The organism is Faecalibacter rhinopitheci, assembly GCF_015234135.1.
In the GTDB taxonomy this organism is placed as follows: domain Bacteria; phylum Bacteroidota; class Bacteroidia; order Flavobacteriales; family Weeksellaceae; genus Empedobacter; species Empedobacter rhinopitheci.
On record NZ_JADGIK010000005.1, the window covers coordinates 211,736 to 227,680 of the forward strand.

At 29.2% G+C, this 15,945-nt stretch carries 19 protein-coding genes; 8 read left to right on the forward strand and 11 right to left on the reverse strand.

The window, feature by feature from the left end; all coding sequences use genetic code 11:
• Window positions 1–5: 5 nt before the first annotated feature.
• Window positions 6–914 (forward strand): DMT family transporter, encoded by a 909-nt coding sequence (locus IM532_RS08960; protein ID WP_194183111.1) that lies wholly within the window; start codon window positions 6–8, stop codon window positions 912–914.
• Window positions 915–959: 45 nt separating this feature from the next.
• Here IM532_RS08960 and IM532_RS08965 read toward each other — a convergent pair whose 3' ends face one another.
• Genes IM532_RS08965 through IM532_RS08975 form a run of 3 tightly spaced genes read right to left on the reverse strand, consistent with a single transcriptional unit; the run spans window position 960 to window position 2,456 of the window.
• A complete protein-coding gene (locus IM532_RS08965) occupies window positions 960–1,595 on the reverse strand; it encodes a nitroreductase family protein (RefSeq protein ID WP_194183112.1) in 636 nt (211 codons plus the stop codon).
• 2 nt (window positions 1,596–1,597) lie between these two features.
• On the reverse strand, window positions 1,598–2,020 hold the full coding sequence (locus IM532_RS08970; RefSeq protein ID WP_194183113.1) for an organic hydroperoxide resistance protein: 423 nt from the start codon (window positions 2,018–2,020) through the stop codon (window positions 1,598–1,600).
• A 4-nt stretch (window positions 2,021–2,024) separates the two neighbouring features.
• Window positions 2,025–2,456, reverse strand: coding sequence for a MarR family winged helix-turn-helix transcriptional regulator (locus IM532_RS08975; protein ID WP_194183114.1), 432 nt, complete (start codon window positions 2,454–2,456; stop codon window positions 2,025–2,027).
• A gap of 319 nt (window positions 2,457–2,775) precedes the next feature.
• On the opposite strand from IM532_RS08975, the gene IM532_RS08980 reads away from it, so the two are divergent.
• Together IM532_RS08980 and IM532_RS08985 are read left to right on the forward strand one after the other, a co-directional pair.
• Window positions 2,776–3,192 carry a nucleoside-diphosphate kinase gene (locus IM532_RS08980; protein ID WP_194183115.1) on the forward strand — a complete coding sequence of 139 codons (417 nt, stop codon included), beginning with the start codon at window positions 2,776–2,778 and terminating at the stop codon, window positions 3,190–3,192.
• 105 nt (window positions 3,193–3,297) lie between these two features.
• Complete coding sequence (locus tag IM532_RS08985; protein ID WP_194183116.1) at window positions 3,298–3,765, forward strand: copper resistance protein NlpE; 468 nt, start codon at window positions 3,298–3,300, stop codon at window positions 3,763–3,765.
• A gap of 42 nt (window positions 3,766–3,807) precedes the next feature.
• On the opposite strand, the gene IM532_RS08990 is transcribed toward IM532_RS08985, so the two are convergent.
• The 6 genes from IM532_RS08990 to IM532_RS09015 form a co-directional block, all read right to left on the reverse strand.
• A complete protein-coding gene (locus tag IM532_RS08990) occupies window positions 3,808–4,548 on the reverse strand; it encodes an acyl-[acyl-carrier-protein] thioesterase (protein WP_194183117.1) in 741 nt (246 codons plus the stop codon).
• Window positions 4,549–4,667: 119 nt separating this feature from the next.
• Window positions 4,668–5,162, reverse strand: a complete 495-nt coding sequence (ribH, locus tag IM532_RS08995) for a 6,7-dimethyl-8-ribityllumazine synthase (protein ID WP_194183118.1) — start codon at window positions 5,160–5,162, stop codon at window positions 4,668–4,670.
• A 104-nt stretch (window positions 5,163–5,266) separates the two neighbouring features.
• Window positions 5,267–5,971, reverse strand: coding sequence for a tetratricopeptide repeat protein (locus IM532_RS09000; RefSeq protein ID WP_194183119.1), 705 nt, complete (start codon window positions 5,969–5,971; stop codon window positions 5,267–5,269).
• Window positions 5,972–6,045: 74 nt separating this feature from the next.
• Entirely contained in the window at window positions 6,046–6,618 is a 573-nt protein-coding gene (locus IM532_RS09005; protein ID WP_194183120.1) for an outer membrane beta-barrel protein, read from the reverse strand.
• Between the two features lie 14 nt (window positions 6,619–6,632).
• Window positions 6,633–7,400, reverse strand: coding sequence for an ABC transporter ATP-binding protein (locus IM532_RS09010; protein WP_194183121.1), 768 nt, complete (start codon window positions 7,398–7,400; stop codon window positions 6,633–6,635).
• A complete protein-coding gene (locus IM532_RS09015; protein WP_194183122.1) occupies window positions 7,400–8,146 on the reverse strand; it encodes an MlaE family ABC transporter permease in 747 nt (248 codons plus the stop codon). Before IM532_RS09015 ends, IM532_RS09010 begins: the two co-directional genes overlap by 1 nt.
• A 53-nt stretch (window positions 8,147–8,199) precedes the next feature.
• Here IM532_RS09015 and IM532_RS09020 point away from each other — a divergent pair, with 53 nt between their 5' ends.
• Window positions 8,200–8,790, forward strand: coding sequence for a SprT-like domain-containing protein (locus tag IM532_RS09020; protein WP_194183123.1), 591 nt, complete (start codon window positions 8,200–8,202; stop codon window positions 8,788–8,790).
• A gap of 5 nt (window positions 8,791–8,795) precedes the next feature.
• Window positions 8,796–9,866, forward strand: coding sequence for a mannose-1-phosphate guanylyltransferase (locus tag IM532_RS09025; protein WP_194183124.1), 1,071 nt, complete (start codon window positions 8,796–8,798; stop codon window positions 9,864–9,866).
• A 59-nt stretch (window positions 9,867–9,925) separates the two neighbouring features.
• Here the strand turns inward: IM532_RS09025 and IM532_RS09030 are convergent, their stop codons facing one another.
• Window positions 9,926–10,888 carry a coiled-coil domain-containing protein gene (locus IM532_RS09030; RefSeq protein WP_194183125.1) on the reverse strand — a complete coding sequence of 321 codons (963 nt, stop codon included), beginning with the start codon at window positions 10,886–10,888 and terminating at the stop codon, window positions 9,926–9,928.
• Between the two features lie 102 nt (window positions 10,889–10,990).
• The gene (locus IM532_RS09035; RefSeq protein ID WP_194183126.1) at window positions 10,991–11,398 is read right to left on the reverse strand and encodes a hypothetical protein; all 408 of its coding nucleotides are present in this window, start codon (window positions 11,396–11,398) and stop codon (window positions 10,991–10,993) included.
• Window positions 11,399–11,482: 84 nt separating this feature from the next.
• On the opposite strand from IM532_RS09035, the gene IM532_RS09040 reads away from it, so the two are divergent.
• The 3 genes from IM532_RS09040 to IM532_RS09050 are packed head-to-tail and all read left to right on the forward strand — an operon-like array spanning window position 11,483 to window position 15,888.
• Window positions 11,483–12,379 carry a glycerophosphodiester phosphodiesterase family protein gene (locus tag IM532_RS09040; protein ID WP_194183127.1) on the forward strand — a complete coding sequence of 299 codons (897 nt, stop codon included), beginning with the start codon at window positions 11,483–11,485 and terminating at the stop codon, window positions 12,377–12,379.
• Complete coding sequence (bshC, locus tag IM532_RS09045) at window positions 12,379–13,983, forward strand: bacillithiol biosynthesis cysteine-adding enzyme BshC (RefSeq protein ID WP_194183128.1); 1,605 nt, start codon at window positions 12,379–12,381, stop codon at window positions 13,981–13,983. The genes IM532_RS09040 and bshC overlap by 1 nt, the downstream gene beginning before the upstream one ends.
• A 39-nt stretch (window positions 13,984–14,022) precedes the next feature.
• Window positions 14,023–15,888: a LysM peptidoglycan-binding domain-containing protein gene (locus IM532_RS09050; protein ID WP_194183129.1), complete on the forward strand. Its 1,866-nt coding sequence runs from the start codon at window positions 14,023–14,025 to the stop codon at window positions 15,886–15,888.
• Window positions 15,889–15,945 lie beyond the last annotated feature (57 nt).

Here is a 15,945-nt window from a genome sequence, read left to right on the forward strand (position 1 = left end):
TTATTTTGAAGGATTATAAACTGCTAATTGCAGTATTAATAGTAGCCATTGTTTGGGGAACTACATTTTTAGGTATTCGTATTGCAGTTGAAACCATACCTGGATGGTTTGTTGCAGGAATTAGGCAATTTATTGCAGGAATTATTATGTTAATTATTCTTATGTTCCGAAAAGAACTAAAATGGATTGGCTGGAAAAATTTATTTTACCAAATTATTATTGCTACATTAATGCTGATTTTTGCCAATGGCATGACAACCGTTGCTGAAGAAAATTTAACAAGTAGTTTAGCCTCATTAATAAGTGCAAGTACACCAATTTTAGTGTTCATTGGATCGATTATAATCGGTTTACAAAAATTTACACTCAAAGGTCTAATTGGGGTTTTATTGTGTGTTGGGGGAATATTATTTATTTTTTGGGATGGTTTAGAGGATCTTGCAAATCCTGCCTATCGATCAGGAATAATTTTAATGTTCTGCGCCATTTGCGGATTTGCATCTGGAACATTATTTTCAAAAAAAATTAAGCTTAATACGGATAATATTACACTGAATTTATTTTACCAATTTTTATTCGCAGGTATATTTCAAATTGGTTTAGCATTTATTTTTAGCGATAACTATAATTTTGAAAATTGGAGTATAAAAAGTTTAACATCTGTGTTATACTTAGCTCTATTTGGTTCCGTTGTTACTTTTTACGCCTTTCATTATGCTTTGAGTAAGATATCACCTATACAAGTTTCTATATTATCATATATCAATACTATTATAGCCATTTTTCTAGGATGGCTTCTATTAGATGAACAAATAACAATAAAATTTATTCTAGCAGCATGTTTAATAATTACAGGTGTTTTCATCACGAATTATAAACCAAAATATTTTTCTAAAAAACGAATTTTATCCTAAAAAAAAGCGACTTAATTATTAAGTCGCTTTTTTATCAATTTAAGATTAATTCATCTCTATAATAAATTCTTCTTTCGGAAGTCTTACTTTTTTCATTGTACGCATCCAATCATTTTCTTCATCTGCATAACCTACATACATTAACGAAACACTTTTAAGTCCTAATTCTTTTAAACCTAAAACTTCATCAATATGTGCATTGCTAAACCCTTCTACTGGAGTGGTATCAATTTTCAGTTCGGCTGCTTGTGCTAATGCTAAACCTAATGCAATATAAGTTTGACGTGCTATATGTGCATGATTTTCTTCTGCAGTTTCATTTAAATAGATTCCTTTTATTTGATCTGTATAACTGCTAAAACGTCCACGAGGTAATCCACGTTCGTCTGTTGTCATATCATATATATAATCGATTCGCTCTTCAGTATAACGATCCCATGCTGCAAATATAATTACGTGAGAACAATCTCTCATACATTCAGGGTTTAAAGCTCCATCAACTAATTTTGCCTTTAACTCTTGATTATCAATTACAATCAATTTAAAAGGTTGTAAACCTGATGAAGTTGGGGCTAAACGTGCAGCTTCAACAATTTTATCTATATTTTCTTGAGATACTTTTTTTGTCGGATCGTATGCTTTTACAGCATGTCTCCATTGTAAATTTTGTATAAGTGACATAATTAATTATTTGTTACATTTATTTCAACATTAATATTTCCTCTGGTAGCATTAGAATATGGACATACTGCATGAGCTTTTTGAACTAAATCTTGTGCAATTTCAAGCTCAGTATTGGGAATATTAACTTCCAATACAACTGCTAATCCGAATCCATTTGTTTCTAGCTGACCAATACTTACATTTGCTGTTACAGAAGTTTCTCCAGTTTTTATTTTTGCCATTTTAATAACCATATTTAGAGCGCTATCAAAACAAGCTGCATAACCAGCTGCAAATAACATTTCTGGATTAGTATAGTCATCATTTGCACCACCTAAAGCCTTTGGCATTTTTACTTCCAAATCTAGAATTCCATTTTCACTTTTTACATGTCCATTTCTTCCTCCTGTTGCAATTACGCTTGTTGTATATAATGTTTTCATTTTTTTATATTTTTGAATGAAGTATTTTGTGTATAATTCTCTTAAAAGTTAATAACTCCTCATCTGTCAAATCAAATTTATCTTTCATTTGCAAAGGCACTTTACATGCATTCATTTTAAGATGGCTTCCTTTTTCAGTTAATGATATTCTAACGATTCTTTCATCAGTTGAACATCTAATTCTAGTTACAACTCCCTTTTGTTCTAACCTTTTCAATAAAGGAGTTAAAGTTCCACTATCTAACCCAAGTTTATCACCTATTTGACCTACAGTTAAATGATCATTTTCCCATAAAACTAACATTACAAGATATTGGGGATAAGTCAAATCTAAGTCATCTAAGAAAGGACGATATTGATTAATCATTTCTTTTGCCAATGCATATATTGGAAAACATAACTGATTACTTAACTTTAAATCATCAAGATTAGACATTGTTTTTAATTTTTATCAAATGTATGTAAAATTATATTGCGCACAATATAATTTTACACAATTAACATTTATTAAACAAAATACCCTACACACATTAACAATTACTCAATCTTTGATAAGATTAATTTTTGCCATTTCTTTAAATTTTCAATCACTTTTTAATAATGAACACATAATTTTAAAAAGAAATATCTGATATTAATAAAAACATACAATAGTTATCAATTAATCATTTTTTTTTAAACAAGTAATTATACCTTCAAATGATTTTTGTAATTTTGCAATCTCATATTAAGTAATAAATAATACAATAAATAAAATGGCAAACATTACATTTACAATGATCAAGCCTGATGCAGTAGCAAAAGGACACATCGGAGATATCTTAAAAGATATTACAGACGCAGGTTTCAAAATTAAAGCTGCAAAAATGACTCAATTAGCTAAACAAGATGCAGAGGCTTTTTATGCTGTACACAGCGAGCGTCCATTCTTCAAAGATTTAGTTGAATTCATGACTTCAGGACCAATCGTTGCTGCAGTTTTAGAAAAAGATAATGCTGTTGCAGATTTCCGTACTTTAATCGGTGCTACTAATCCTGCTGAAGCTGCTGAAGGAACAATTCGTGCTAAATATGCTGAATCTATTGATGCTAATGCTGTTCACGGATCTGATTCTGATGAAAATGCTGCTATTGAAGCTGCTTTCCATTTTGCTGCTAAAGAAATTTTCTAATTAAGAAATTAATTTCTATATATTAATCCTTTCAATTTTTTTGAAAGGATTTTTTTTATGCCCTAAAAATATCTTTCGTATATTTATTAACATAAATTTACTGCTATGAAAAGATTTGTAATTGCCTGTTTAGTGGCTACTGGATTATTATTTGTGTCAAGTTGTAAGAATGAAACTGAGACTGTAGATACTATAAATACAAATGATACTATTCAGCTAGAAGATTCTATTTCTACAGCATCAAATGCCGAAAATTCTATTGATTATATTGGGAGTTATGAAGGTATTTTACCTTGTATAGATACTAATTGTAAAGAAATAGAATTATCGCTAAAATTAATGCCTGATAATATCTTTGTGTATTCTACAAAACGAATTGATATTGATAAAGAAGCATTGATGACTACAGGAACTTATCATTTTGAACAAGACGGTAATACAATTGTATTAGATCAAATTTCAAATGTTCCTAATGCATTTTTTATCGCTGAAGGAAAAATCTATCAATTAGACAAAGAACAGAATAAAATTGAAGGTGCAAACGCCGAAAAATTTATCTTAAAGAAAAAATAAAATAACTGCATAAAAGCCTTCAAAATTTTGAAGGCTTTTTTATTATCTTAATTCTAATTGGCAAGCGAAACAAATTGTATCCTCTTTTTTTACTTTAAAAAGAATATATTTTTCATACTCCACTTTTCCGATGATTATTTCATTTCCGAGGCTTAATTCACGCATAAAGTTTAGATCAATTGCTTTAATTTTATTTTCCAAGACAATCTGAGGATCAATATAATTTAGACACCATTCTAAATATTTCGTATTATTTACATGATTTACAATATCTATATCTGAAAACTGAACTTTATAAGAGTAAAATTCATTAGATTCTTTTGTAAGATCTATTTTTTGATGGGGTATTTCAGTAGCATTTAAATCTGGAAAACGCTCGATATGATCTGTATTAATTGTTAAAACATCTGGACGGCGTCGCTCTGTATTAAAAATTGCCCATAGACTTGATACTCCTACAAGCTTTTTACCATTGCGTTCTATCGTAAAATCTCGTGTAGATTTAGCTCCTTTTAACTCTTCCACCCACGTATTAACTTCAATTTGATTCATCCACCCAGGCATTTCATCAATTTCAATTCGCATACGATTTAATACCCAAGACTGGTTATATGCTTGTAAATCATTAAATCCTACTCCGCCCAAAATTGCGTGCTCTGAAGCTGTTATTTGAAAGAAATTTGTCATCTCTTGTAACTTTAAAAAAGCATTTGGATAACATTGAGGAAAGTAAACATTCCACTCTTTATAGTGTTTTGATTTAAAATTTGGTGCAATTGGCATTATAAAAAATTTATATTCAAAGGTAAAAAAGAGAAAGTGATTTTTTGAGTTTCAAAAGATGTTATTAAGCATAAAAAAATCGGATAGTTTCCTACCCGATTTTTATTATCTTATATTTATTATTTTAACAGATCATTGAAGCCCGTCATCATAACAGCTGCAACACCAGCTTCTACTCCTTTATTTCCATGTTTTCCTCCTGAACGATCAATAGATTGTTGTTCATTTTCGTCCGTTAAGACACAGAAAATAATTGGCATTTTATGTTTAATATTTAAATCTTTAATACCTTGTGTTACTCCCTCACAAACATAATCGAAATGAGCAGTTGCTCCACGAATTACGCATCCTACTACAATAATTCCATCTAATTCTGGTTTAGCCTTTGCTACTTTATCAGCACCATAAACTAACTCAAAACTTCCTGGTACTTGGTATAATAAAACATCCTCAGGATTAGCTCCTAAATCAATCAATGTATCTTTAGCCCCATCACGTAAGTTGAATGTAATATGATTATTCCACTCTGATGTGATGATTGCAAATTTTTTACCTGAAACATTCGGTAATTCAGTTTTATTATATTGCGATAAATTTTTATTTTCTGTTGCCATTTTTCTGTTTTGCTAGTGGTAAAAATACAAAATAGTAGAGGAAATAAAAAAATCGAACCCATTGGATTCGATTTTCTTTTTTTATTATTTAAAAATCAATTGGATTAATTAGCCCCAACTGAATATTTTAATCTTTCAACAAATTTCTCAGCAGTTCCATTATTAGATCCTGGATATTTATCTGCTACTTTTTCAAAATATTTTAAAGCTTCATCGTTTTTACCAACACTCATCGCAATTTCACCTGCTTTTGTGTAATATGTAACCTCTAAAGCTTCTACTTCTGTAGCCTCTGCCGCTTTTACAAAATATGGTAAGGCTTCTTCAATCTTATTAGATTGTGTTAAAGCGTTTCCTAACATTCCATATTTCTGAGCTAGCATTACCTCATCGTTTGTAGAAAATTCTTCTAACAATTTTACTGCAGATGCATAATCACCTAGTTTATAGTAAGAACTAGCAGCTTTGAAACGAGCTAAATTTCCAGCTTCTGTATTGCCATATTCGTCCACTATTGCTTGTAAACCTTGGTAAGCTCCTGCACTACCTTTAAGAGCTTGACTAATAGAATCTTGATCAAATAAACGTTCTGCTTGTACCATGTTTTGTAAAGCTTCATCACTTTTTGGCTCTACAACAAATTTAGAATATGCAAAATATCCTAAAGCAGCAACGATTAAAGCAACCAAAATACCAACGATAACCTTTGCATTATTTTCAACAAAAGTTTCTACGTCGAATGCGGTTTTATCCAATTTATTTACAAATTGCTCAGTTGCAAATTCTTCTTTCTTATTATTTTTTGCCATTGTGTTAAATTTCGAGATTGCAAAAATACATTATGGGACAAATATATCCAATAAATTTATTTTGAAACTATTTGTTAGAATAAATATGTTACAGATAAATTAATATGTTGTGGTCTATTTTCTGTTTGAAAATTACTTGTTCCTTTTACAAATTCAGAACTTAATTTTGAAAAACCTCTTTGATATCTTAAATCAAATAATAATTTTGAAATTTGTACTCCAGCTCCTACATGGAAACTAACTCCAAATTGATCTTGTGTTGCATTTGCAAATTCGCCTACATTTAACTTATCATCAAAATAATATGAAAAAGTTGGACCTACTTGGACATGAGCGATTCCTAAAAATCTTTTTCCAATTCCCACAGGAATGTCCATGCTTTTAGATTTTACTTTGTAATTATCATATTCATTAGTAGTTTGGGTATATAATAATTCTGGTTGTATATATAGACCTGCTAATCTTGCTCTTAAAACAGCACCAACTTGAAATCCTGTAGAACCTTTACCGTCTTTTACAGTTCCTAATCCTTCCCACAATCCTTGGCTACTATTGAACACGACACCACCTTTTACTCCAAAGTCAATCCCTTGAGCTGAAACAAAAGATGATACAGTAATTAGCGCGGCAAATAATAATTTTTTCATAAATATCCTTTTTTTTATTTTTCTTTTAGTAAAGCTTCTCTTAGTTTTTTAAATAGATTGGATGAATATACAAAATCAATAACTGCTGGATTATCAGCAACTAAAATTTCATCTTTAGTTCCTTCCCATTCAAGAAATCCGTTTTTTAAAAACACAATATGATCTCCAATTTCCATTACAGAGTTCATATCATGTGTATTAATAATAGTAGTTGTATTAAGTTCTTTGGTTATATCATATATTAACTGATCAATTACCAATGCAGTTTTAGGATCTAAACCTGAATTGGGCTCATCAGCAAATAAGTATTTTGGTTTATTTACAATTGCTCGAGCAATAGCTACCCTTTTTTGCATACCACCAGATATTTCTGAAGGAAATTTTTTAAGCGCTGTACGTGCTATTTCAACACGATCCAAAACTTCTCTCGCGCGCTGATCAATTTCTGAAGTGGACATATTAGAAAACATTTCCAAAGGAAATTTAACATTATCTAATATATTCATTGTATCGTAAAGGGCGCTTCCCTGAAATACAACTCCAATTTCGCTTCTTAGGCGTTGTTTCTCATTGTAATCATAACTCTCCATATCTTCACCCTCGTATAAAATTTTACCAGAAGTGGGAGAAAATAATCCAATCAGATTTTTTAAAAAAACTGTCTTACCAGAACCTGATTGTCCGATAATTAAGTTAACATTTCCTTTTTCGAATTTTAATGTAAAACCTTTTAATACATCAATATCTCCAAAAGATTTTCGGATTTCCTTTACCTCAATCATTAGCTTAAAATAGTTTGAGTTAAAATTAAATTAATTACAATTATAGTTACAGATGTCCAAACTACAGCTGTAGTTGAAGATCTACCAACTTCCAAAGATCCACCTTTTACATTATAACCATAGTATGCAGGTATAGTTGCGATAATGAATCCAAAAACCATTGTCTTAATAAAAGTATAGACGTATAGTTTGGTAGCCATATGCATTTGTAGACCAATGATAAAATCTGCCTCAGACCATAGCTTTGTACTAATTCCTATTAAGTGACCTCCCAATAGTCCAAAACCTATACTAAGCATTACAAGTATTGGATTAAATAAAACACATGCTATTACTTTAGGTAAGATTAAAAAATTTGGGGAATTAATTCCCATCACATCTAATGCATCTATTTGCTCCGTTACTCGCATTGTTCCGATACTCGAGGCAATGTAAGACCCTACTTTACCAACAAGTATAAGTGACATAATTGTGGGTGCAAATTCTAGAACTAATACAACTTTGGTTGCGTATCCGATATAGTAATCAGGTACTGGTATATCTGCTCCTTGAAAATTCTGCGCCATTTGAATGGCTACTACCGCTCCCATGAATATTGAAATAAATGTCATGATTCCGATAGAGTTCATTCCCAAATCCCAGACTTCTCTAATTGTTAATTTCCAAAAAACTTTTAGTTTCTGTGGTTTACTAAACACTTTTGACAAAAGCATGAAGTATGAACCTATATTTTCAAATATTTTCATTAGCACAAAATTAAGGTTTTTATTGATATTGGTTTTTATTTATATTGCACAATGTGAATTTAGAACAATTAAAACCCTATTTGCCTGAAAATTCAACAATTTTCGTAGAAAAATGGATACAATCATATCGTTTAACATTAAAAATAACACAAAGTCGACACTCAAAACTTGGAGATTATCGCAAAATTACTCCACAAAGTCGACACCAAATTACAATTAATGGAGATTTAAATCCAGAAGCATTCTTTTTTGTATTAACGCATGAGATTGCTCATATGATGGTATATGCGAACTATGAGTATGGAAAAGTAGCTCCTCATGGAAAAGAATGGAAAATAATTTTCGGTAATTTATTATTAGAATCGGTACATTTATATTCAGAGAATTTGCAAAATTATGTAATTAAACATGCACAATCTCCCAAAGCATCAGTAGGTGCAGATATTAATATTGCAAAATATTTGATCAATGATTCCAAAGACCATCAAAATTATTTAGAAGATATTAAAATAGGAACTAAGTTTCTTTTAGGAAATAAATATTTTATAAAAGGGAATAAAATAAAATTAAGGTATGTTTGTTGTGAGGTGACTACAAATAAAAAATACTTAATAAATGCAACTGCATTAGTTGAAATACTCTAACTACTATGACTCAACAAAATAATTATGCAGTAATCTTAGCTAGTGGAACTGGCGTTAGATTATGGCCGATGAGTACGGTGAAAAAACCTAAACAATTTCTTGATGTATTAGGGATTGGAAAAACTTTAATACAAATTACCTATAATAGATTAAAAAAAGTTGTTCCTGCTGAAAATATATTTATTATTACTACAGAAGAATATATTCATCTTGTGAAGGAACAAATTCCAACTATTATAGATTCTAAAATTATATTAGAACCTCGAATTATGAATACAGCAGCTTGTAATTTATTAGCTGCAATGCATATTCATCAATTAAATCCTTTGGCTAAATTAATTGTAGCTCCGTCAGATCATCTCATTTATGATGTACACAATTTTATAGATTGTATTAATCTTGCTTTTGATTATGCTGATAGTGACCATTTAATTTCCATTGGTGTAGAGCCTAATAGACCCGATACAAATTTAAGCTACGTTCAAATCATTGAAAATGAATCACCCATAAAGAAAGTAAAAACTTTTGTAGATAAACCTGATGAAGATTTTGCTAAGACATTTATCCAAAGTGGAGATTTTTTTTGGAATACCGGAATATTAATCTGGTCTACAAAAGCAATCTTAGAAGCCTTTGAAAGTTACCGACCTTCTATGATTGATACATTAAAAAAATATTTTGAACAGCCATTACGAAATCCTCAAGTTTTAAAACCTATTTATACAACTTTAGATGTAATTTCAATAAATAATGCAATTCTAGAAAAAGCTAAAAATGTATATGTTATCCCTTCTGAAATTGGTTGGAATGACATGGGTACATGGAAATCTATACATGATCATACACCAACAGATGAAGATGGAAATAATATTAAATGTAAATATTTTGTAGGCTATAACACAACAAATACATTTATACATACTACTCAAGAAAAAGCTATTATAGTAAATGGTTTAAAAGATTTTGTAGTAATTGATTCTGTAAATGGATTACTTATTTGTCCGAAGGATAACGTTAAGGAAATTAGAAGTTATGTAAGTAATCTACGCCTAAGTAAGGGCGAGAAATACTGTTAATAAAAAAAGGCTATTCAATCCGAATAGCCTTTTTTCCACATTTATTAAAATCTTAATATTTATTTAAGCAATATTTTATTCTGGGCAATTTTAAATCCATTTTGATAAATATCAATTTTATACTCTCCTTTAGGAAAATTATAATCTTTCCAATCAAAAGAGATTTTATTACCTGATTTTGGATCGTAATCAAAACTTACACGATCAGAAAACTCAACATTAGCACCTGATCTTAATGGAATTTTTCCTGGATTTGCTCCTTCAAATTTCCCTAATGTACCATCTGGTTTATATATCGCTACGAACAATTCTTTCTTTTCAGCAATACTATTAGCATTAGAATCTACATCAAAGGAAACCCTTAATTTATTAATTCTACTAGCTTTATCAGTTTCAACTTCTTTACCAGAATTACGCACTTTAACTCCTGATAAGTTATAATTAGAAATTGCTAAAGTAGCATTTACATTAGCCTTCTGCGCTTCATTTTCAGTATGCGCTATTTCAAGATTTTTTGAAATAGATATATTTTTATCTGTTACTTCTTGATTTACTTCTGCAAGCTGTGTGTTTTCATTTTTTAACTTAGCATTTTGAATTTTTAAAACTTCAATTTGTCGTTTGTATTCACCTAACTCAGTTTTTAATGAGACAATTAATCGTTTTGCAGTAGATAAATCTTCTTTAGAAATTGTTTGTTGATTTAATATATTTTGAATCTTTTTTTGCTTTTCAAAAATCTTACGATCTTTTTCTTGCAAATCAACATCTTTATCTAAAATTTGAGTTTTTGCTGTATCATAATCAGAACGAGTAATTCTTAATTCTTGTTTTAATATTTCTCTCGATCTTTCTAAATCATTAATAGTTGCATTATCTATTCCAAGAATTTTATTATGCTGCTGCTTCATATATAAGTTGTAACCAACTGTACCAAGTAAAGCAATAGATAATAAAAGAATTATCATATTTTTAGAAAAAGTAGGTTTATTATCAATTTCAATATACTCTTTCTGTTTCATCACTTTCCATTTTTCATTCTATAAATCTAGAAATAAAACAGCAAAAATTACTCCATAATGCAAAAAACTGTTTAAATAAAAATTATTTAAACAGTTTCTAATTTAAATTGGATTATTAAATCCATCCTTTATATTTCGCTCAATGTCAGAAGTTTCATCTTTTACATCTTCCACTATATTTTCGACCTCCTTTTTTGAAGAAACTAGCTTTTCTTGAATAATATCACGCGTTTCGTGCATACGCTTCTCTGCGATTTCTTTCACATCGTTAAAGTCATCTTTTGCCTTATCTCTTATTCCTCTAGTTGCATCTTTAGAAACTTCAGTAATATCACCTGCCACATCCTTTAGATTATGATAAGTCTTTTTGGCAAAATATTTTGCATCATCTGCAATCACATGTCCAGTTTTTGACAATTTTTCTGTCACAATTTCTAATCGATCACCTTCTCTATCAGTAATTTCGTCCGCTCTCTTTAGCGCCTTTTTAATTAAACGTCTTAATCCCATTTTATTAATTGTTTAAGTTGATTTTTTCATTTTAAATTTACACTTTATTAAAGATATAGTATAAATTATTATCTTCAAAAAAATATGTATATCAACAAATTAAAATTTAACTCTTTATATGTTTTAATTTTTTCTACTTTTTTATTTTGGAATTGTAATCCATCACATAAAGTTGATCAATTAACGCAAGTATCAAACCAAAATGAAATTTCATTTAAATATGCGCATAAAACTAAAAATTTAGTAAGTGCTCATCGCGGAGGAAGTGGAATAGAAAATTATCCTGAAAATTGTATAGAAACTTTTCAGTATTTATATGAGAAAGGTATACAAATTTTTGAAATTGATGTTGCATTAACAAAAGATCAGAATCTAGTTTTGATGCATGACAATAGTTTACAACGCACTTCTACAGGTCGACAAGACGTCAATCAGATTCCTCTTTCTCAACTTAAGGAATACTTTTTGGTAGATGATTTTGGGAATTCAACGTCGTATAGAATTCCAACTTTTACTGAAGCTTTACAATGGGGAAAGGAGAAACCAATCTATTTTATGATTGATATAAAAAAAGATGTTTCTTATCAGAAAATTATTGATGAAATAAGAAAGTATAAAATGGAAAATAATGTTGTCTTAGTTTCTTATTCTACTCAACAAGCAAAGAAACTGCATAGTTTAGCACCAGAAATGTTATTATCTGTCGCAATGAGGAATGAAAGAGAATTTGAAGATGTAATGAAAAGTAAAATTCCTACTGATAAGATAATTGCCTTTACAGGAACAAAACGTTCTCCAAGTTCTTTATATGATAAAATTCATTCAAAAAATATAATGGTGATTTTTGGTACTTTAGGAAATATTGACAAAAGTGCTAAAGCTAAAGGAAATATCATTTATCAAGAGTTAGAAAAACAAGGAGTTGATATATTTGCAACGGATCGTGCACTTGATGTGTACCAAACTTTAAATAAAAATTAATGGAAACGAAAACAATCAGTTTACAAGATTCTAATTATTTTTCTTCTTTAATGTTAAATTACATAGCGCAAAAGGAAGAATTAAACCCATTCTACAATCGTTTTCCTTACTTTGAATCCTATAGGGAACAAGCCAAAGAAAAATTAAAATCATATCCTCATAGAGCAATTTTAGTTGAACAGTTAAATCATCAATTGCATGATTTAAATTTAACTAAAAAGCAAAAAAAGAATCTTGAATTATTACAATTAGAAAATACCGTAACTATAACAACTGGTCATCAATTAAATTTATTTACGGGTCCAATTTTCTTTTTTTATAAAATTTTGCAAGTCATCAAACAATGTAAGGAACTTAATAAATCGAACGACGATATCAATTTTGTACCTGTTTTTTGGATGGCAACGGAAGATCATGACTTTGAAGAAATTAATCATTACAATTTTCAAGATAGAGTTATACATTGGGAAAAAGAGCACGGTGGACCTGTTGGCCAATTATCTACAGAAGGATTGGATGAGGTTTTTGCTATCTACCTAAGTTTAATTCCTAACGGATTAAAAAAAGATGAACTAAAAAGATTGATTGAAGAATCTTATTTATCTTCTAATACATTAACTCAAGCGACAAGAAAATTAGTACAACTGCTTTTCGGAGACTATGGTCTATTAATGATTGATGGTGATGATAAAGTCTTAAAATCATTGATGATTCCTATTTTTGAACAAGAGATAAAAGAAAATTCATCTTTTCATAAAGTTTTGGATCAAAGTGAGAAATTAAAAGAATTACATTATAATATACAAGTAAATCCAAGAGAAATAAATTTATTTTATATAGCTCATCCTTTATCAAGAGAACGAATAGTGTTTGAAAATGATAAATATTATGTATTAAATACTGAATTGTCATTCACTACAAATGAAATTATTTCTGAACTTCATAAACATCCAGAAAAATTTAGTCCAAATGTTATCTTAAGACCATTATACCAAGAAACAATTTTGCCTAACGTAGCCTATATAGGTGGTGGTGGAGAATTAGCTTATTGGTTAGAGTTAAAAACGATGTTTGAAGCGTATAAAGTAGATTTTCCTTTATTAGTTTTAAGAAATTCAATGTTGATCCGAACAAATAAACAAATGAAGAAACAATTGGCTTTAAATTTGAATGATACAGATTTGTTTACTTCGAGCCGAAATATTGTTAAAAAAGAAGTGGAAGAAAATTCAGAATTAGTGGATAAATTACCTTTTTTAAAAAAATCTTTAGAAGATTTATTCTTTCAATTAGAAGAAATTTCAACTTCAACGGATCATACTTTTGCCAATATGGTACAGGCACAACGAACGAAACAATTGAAAGGTTTTGAAAAATTAGAAAAAAGATTAGTAAAAGCTGAAATCAAAAAACGTGAAGATTTGCATCTACGAATTGAAGATTTGTTAGCTGATTTAACACAAGATAAAGGTTTACAAGAACGTAAGCGTCATTTTTCTGATTTTGAATTTGTGAATTTAAAAAAGTTTACTGAATCAATATATTTAAACATTAAGCCATTCGAATTCAACTTTATCATAAATACATTACCCGAAGATATTTAACTAAAGTTATTCGTATATTTATACCGAAAATTCATTTACATGAAAAAAATAGTCTCATTATTTCTTTTTATAGCTTCTACTGCTTTATTTGCACAACAAAAAACTCACACTGTTGAGGCTAAAGAAACGGTTTATGGAATCTCTAAAAAGTATGGTGTTACACAAGATCAATTGTATAAAGCCAATCCTTCTATTGAAAAGAATGGATTACAAATTGGTGATAAAATTGTTATTCCTACAGACAATATAAAAGTTGTTGAAGATAAAGTTGAAATTCCTACAACAAATACACCTGATGTCTTTGAGGATGAAAACTTTATTTATCTAACTATTCAGCCTAAAGAGAGTTTATTTCGAATCACGAAACAATATAATGTTTCTGAGGCTTTATTAAAATCTTTAAATCCTAAACAATTAGAGAATGGATTAAAGGTTGGAGATATTATTAGAATTCCTAATGCTAAAAATATTTCTACACCTACACAACCTACCGTAAATGTTCCGAAAGGAAGTCATATGGTTACTAAAGGTGATACTTTATATAGTTTATCAAAAAAGTATAATGTCTCAGTAGATGATTTTTATGCTGAGAATCCACTTTTACAAACGCAAGGATTAAAAGAAGGTTTAGTTATCTCTATCCCAAAAAAATCTGGACGTGCCATTATAGAGAATAATACAATTAATTATACTGTTCAATCTGGTGATACAGCATATAATATTATCCAACGTTATGAAACAACATTGGACGAATTATTGGCTTTAAATCCAGAAGCTATTGATGGATTAAAATCTGGAATGGTTTTAAAATTGCCTTTACAAAAAAATGCAACAATTGTAAAGTATGCCGAACCAGGAAAAATAAAAAGAGTAAATGATAACGAAATTAATATCGTTTTAATGTTACCTTTTAATGCTGATAATCCTTCAACTTTAAAGAATAATCAAGCAATGCAATTTTTTACAGGTGCAAAAGTTGCATTAAATAGGTTAACTAAAGCTGGTAAAAATGTAAATGTAAAAGTTATAGATACCAAAGAAGAAAGTAACATTCAAGGTATTTTATCTACTACAGATTTATCTAAAGCAGATGCAGTTATTGGTCCTTTAAAACCTGGTGCTGTTGTAGAAGTTGCAGATTTCTTGAAAGGATCTGGTATTGGAATTGTTTCTCCATACGCTAACTCTAATGATTTAAATAATTATGAAAATCTATTTATTTCAACTCCAAGAGAAGAAGTATTAGCAGATCAAATTATTGAGGAAGTACAAAAATCATATCAAGGTGAGCAAATCTATTTGTTAACAGACTCTCAGCATCAAGAATTAGCAAACTACACAAAGAAAAGTTTAGAAAAAGTATTAAAAGCTAATGTTGTAATTGTAAATGAAGCTAATAAAATTGTACAACCTAATGACAAAGTTGGAAATGTAGATTACTTCACTCCTATAATTACTGTAATGGTTGGAGATAATGATGCACTTGGAAAACAATATTTAGAGCGTTTAAAAACTTTTAATAAAGATTATATTAAAGCCTTTGGTATCAAATCTGTAGATGTGTATGATATTTATGATGCAAATAATTCAAAAAATATAGATGCATTACGCGAATTTGGTTTTGTATACAGCACAGGTCATATTATGAATACAAGAAGTGAAGAAACTATAAGTATCCTAAAAGATTTTAAAGATGTGTATTGTAATATTCCTTCTCGCTATGAACAATTAGGATATGATACTGTATTTGATATTGTGGAGAGAATGAATTCTAAAGGAGATTTCTTAAATAATACTTCTGCTGAAAATACTGGATTAGCATATAAATTTGCTTATAAAAAAGTTGGAAACTCAAAAGCTTTTGCTAATGATTCTGCGCGATTAATCCGACTACCAAAAAAATAATTAACTTAATAATATTTATTAAAGCGATCAAGATTTTCTATGATCGCTTTTTTTATT

Bases quoted from the DNA above. Each gene is read 5' to 3' on its own strand.
- IM532_RS08965 (WP_194183112.1), bottom strand. From the start codon at position 1,595: ATGTCACTTATACAAAATTTACAATGGAGACATGCTGTAAAAGCATAC.
- IM532_RS08970 (WP_194183113.1), bottom strand. From the start codon at position 2,020: ATGAAAACATTATATACAACAAGCGTAATTGCAACAGGAGGAAGAAAT.
- IM532_RS08975 (WP_194183114.1), bottom strand. From the start codon at position 2,456: ATGTCTAATCTTGATGATTTAAAGTTAAGTAATCAGTTATGTTTTCCA.
- IM532_RS08980 (WP_194183115.1), top strand. From the start codon at position 2,776: ATGGCAAACATTACATTTACAATGATCAAGCCTGATGCAGTAGCAAAA.
- IM532_RS08985 (WP_194183116.1), top strand. From the start codon at position 3,298: ATGAAAAGATTTGTAATTGCCTGTTTAGTGGCTACTGGATTATTATTT.
- IM532_RS08990 (WP_194183117.1), bottom strand. From the start codon at position 4,548: ATGCCAATTGCACCAAATTTTAAATCAAAACACTATAAAGAGTGGAAT.
- ribH (WP_194183118.1), bottom strand. From the start codon at position 5,162: ATGGCAACAGAAAATAAAAATTTATCGCAATATAATAAAACTGAATTA.
- IM532_RS09000 (WP_194183119.1), bottom strand. From the start codon at position 5,971: ATGGCAAAAAATAATAAGAAAGAAGAATTTGCAACTGAGCAATTTGTA.
- IM532_RS09005 (WP_194183120.1), bottom strand. From the start codon at position 6,618: ATGAAAAAATTATTATTTGCCGCGCTAATTACTGTATCATCTTTTGTT.
- IM532_RS09010 (WP_194183121.1), bottom strand. From the start codon at position 7,400: ATGATTGAGGTAAAGGAAATCCGAAAATCTTTTGGAGATATTGATGTA.
- IM532_RS09015 (WP_194183122.1), bottom strand. From the start codon at position 8,146: ATGAAAATATTTGAAAATATAGGTTCATACTTCATGCTTTTGTCAAAA.
- IM532_RS09025 (WP_194183124.1), top strand. From the start codon at position 8,796: ATGACTCAACAAAATAATTATGCAGTAATCTTAGCTAGTGGAACTGGC.
- IM532_RS09030 (WP_194183125.1), bottom strand. From the start codon at position 10,888: ATGAAACAGAAAGAGTATATTGAAATTGATAATAAACCTACTTTTTCT.
- IM532_RS09035 (WP_194183126.1), bottom strand. From the start codon at position 11,398: ATGGGATTAAGACGTTTAATTAAAAAGGCGCTAAAGAGAGCGGACGAA.
- IM532_RS09040 (WP_194183127.1), top strand. From the start codon at position 11,483: ATGTATATCAACAAATTAAAATTTAACTCTTTATATGTTTTAATTTTT.
- bshC (WP_194183128.1), top strand. From the start codon at position 12,379: ATGGAAACGAAAACAATCAGTTTACAAGATTCTAATTATTTTTCTTCT.
- IM532_RS09050 (WP_194183129.1), top strand. From the start codon at position 14,023: ATGAAAAAAATAGTCTCATTATTTCTTTTTATAGCTTCTACTGCTTTA.